Consider the following 2,637-nt stretch of genomic DNA (forward strand, 5'->3'; position numbering starts at 1 on the left):
AGCAAATGATAAGCTTCATAGCGGTGCCTTCCGGTGCCCATCCCATACCCCGGCTGAATTATAAATCGATTCGGCGGATGCGTTGAAGTACATTTACTGTTTTCTGCGGAGATCGCCATACGGGTTGGCTGCCATGCATCATGCGATTGCGGGTTCGTGTTCGACACCGCGCGGTCATGGCGCCATTCGTTTTTGTAATGCGATGCAAAGAACGTAGATTTTGTTTGTGCAATACGGTCTCGAATGCGGATTTTCCCGGTTTGCGCCAAGAATCGGCGTTAGTCGGTTAATGGATTCTTATGCCGTCGATTTTGGCTAAATGGCGGTTTTGTAAAACACCTGTTCAGAGCATCTAATAGAAATTTACTCGTATATCCACCACTGCAAAAGCCCTTGTTCTGATGAAACTGTCAACCGACTAACGCCGATTCTTGGCGCAAACCTGGAAAATCCGCATTCGAGCTACAATCTGACGCTGTCAGATGGCGCCCGGCTCAAGGTCGGCCCCGTAATTCTTGAGTTAATCGACTTGCAATCAGCTATAAGTGCGTTCCGGGGTTGAATTACTGTTCGTGTGGAATGGGTCCTGCATGCGCTCACGAGCCACGCGCGCATGCGCCCACACACCCGCATGCTCCCACGCGCCCGCGAGCCACGCGCCCACACACCTGCGCGCGAAACAGAAGCTCCAGGCACAATTGCTCCGTCAATTCCAAGTATAATAACGAGCAGGTGCAAGCGAGAAAAAAGGAGGAACGATGACTACATTACTGAAGAAACCGGCGATATTCGCCGCGGCCTTCGCAGCCGCCATGGTGCTGATGTTCGGCGTCCTGTGCGCCGCGCCCGCCGCTGCCGTGGCCGACGACGGAAGCCTGGCTGCCGCAGACGGCGCCGCCCTGACCACGCAGCAAGACCTCTCGACCCAGGCCAGCACGGAGAGCATTCCGGTCATCACGAAGATAGTCATCAAGGGATCTAGGGGTAGTACTATTGCGGTCAAATACAACTCGAATGGGCAAATATCGGCTTACTCGAACAGAGTCTACTCTTTCAACAAAAAGGGCGGGATGACGTCCAGCACATGGAAAGACTATGCCGGTGATACCAGCACATTCGACTACACTCTCGACAAAAAGGGTCGCGTGAAAGAGATCGATGGTAGCGCTCTCAACTATGCTATCTACCCCAAATACAACGCGGCAGGTTATGTGGCCAAGGAGGTAGCGGGACCGTACGTCGATGCGTACACGTGGGACGACAATGGCCTCCTGCAGAAAACCGTAACGAAGGGCAGCTCTAGCAAACTTACCTACACGTACACCTATGATTCGAACGACAATCTCGCCACAGCACGCTATAAGAGGCAGGAGTTCGAGTTTAAAAACACGTATGATGGCGACCTCCTGAAGAAGCGCGTCGAGACTGACGATCAAGGTGAGGTGCGCTCTACGACCACGTACACGTACAAGACCATCAAGGTGCCGAAGGCCTTCGCTGCGCAGGTGAAAGCGCAGCAAAAGTGGTTGAAGTACCAGGGTACGACGTTTAATGAGTTCCCCCGACTGGAGTCGATGTATCTGTAATCGATGAAGCGCTTTCTGGCGAAACGTTTCTGAATGGGGGCGGGAGCAATCCTGCCCCCTCATTCTGCTCGGGGATTGGAGCGCTTCCCCGCATGGTATTCCGTTCGCGGGGGAGTCCGCGGGGGCGTTCCGCTCTGCCTACCGGATCGCTGGCTCACCGAGGGCACGTTCGCCCAGGTGATTCGCCCAACGCTCGGTGTAGAACGCGTAGTATGACTTGCCGGTGCGCGCCCGCCGACGCGCGAGGGCTGGCACGTTCATCCACACAAACGACGGCAGTCCTACGAGCGTGAGGTAATGCGGCCCCAGCATGAGCGACTGAATCGTATGGCCGTACTCGTGCACCAACAGCGGCCGCTCGACGCTGTCGCGCGCGGCAGCTGGGTCGCTCGAGCCATGTAGGAAAATGAACATCCCCAGCGAGAGCGCCTTGCGCGATTCCCACGTGGTAACAACGGCCCCGTGAAAGTGGAAATGCGGTCGTCTCGCGTGTGCCAGCAACACGGCGAATCCGATTGCGTTTTGCGGAAAACCCCATGTCACCTGGCCAAACGTATAGGCTACCCGGCGCGCAGATGTTGCAAGTCGGTCACCCTTCAAGCCGCCGGCTGCCTGGCGTGTGGACGCGGCCAGCGATGGTATTGCTGCACAGGAGGCCCCACGTGCAGATGCTGTTAACCGACGGATTGCCAATGACATGCCATACCCCTCTTCTTTGCGGGACGTTTGCTCTTTTGCGTAGTATATCGCGTTACCTTTTCGCGTTGCTTTCTGCCTCACAGCGTTGCGACGCTTCCTGTGGCGTTTCCGCTGGCAGCTCGCTAATTGCGGGAGCCATGCGTCGCTATGCTGAACCTTCCCTCCATCTTGTATAATTAAGCCGTCTACAGGTTCGGGGCAAGGGGGAATGATGAGCACCTTGTTGAGAAAACCGACAACACTCGCCGCCACAAAAGCTGCCTTAGTCACCATTGCCGCCGTTGTGATGCTCGTGTTCGGCATCCTGTGTGCTTCGCCCTCCGTGGCCGCGGCGGATAGCGGCACCCTCAGC

3 protein-coding genes are annotated in these 2,637 nt (G+C 56.2%); 1 reads left to right on the forward strand and 2 read right to left on the reverse strand.

Annotated elements, in window-relative coordinates:
* Positions 1 to 269: hypothetical protein (locus AC04P6_RS05490; RefSeq protein ID WP_475565616.1), on the reverse strand; the 269-nt coding region annotated here is incomplete at its 3' end.
* A gap of 489 nt (positions 270 to 758) precedes the next feature.
* Between AC04P6_RS05490 and AC04P6_RS05495 the strand changes: the two genes are divergently transcribed.
* The gene (locus AC04P6_RS05495; RefSeq protein ID WP_475565617.1) at positions 759 to 1,586 is read left to right on the forward strand and encodes a hypothetical protein; all 828 of its coding nucleotides are present in this window, start codon (positions 759 to 761) and stop codon (positions 1,584 to 1,586) included.
* Positions 1,587 to 1,724: 138 nt separating this feature from the next.
* Here the strand turns inward: AC04P6_RS05495 and AC04P6_RS05500 are convergent, their stop codons facing one another.
* The gene (locus AC04P6_RS05500; protein WP_475565618.1) at positions 1,725 to 2,000 is read right to left on the reverse strand and encodes a hypothetical protein; all 276 of its coding nucleotides are present in this window, start codon (positions 1,998 to 2,000) and stop codon (positions 1,725 to 1,727) included.
* Between the last annotated feature and the right edge of the window lie 637 nt (positions 2,001 to 2,637).

This window comes from Denitrobacterium sp. (assembly GCF_056180635.1).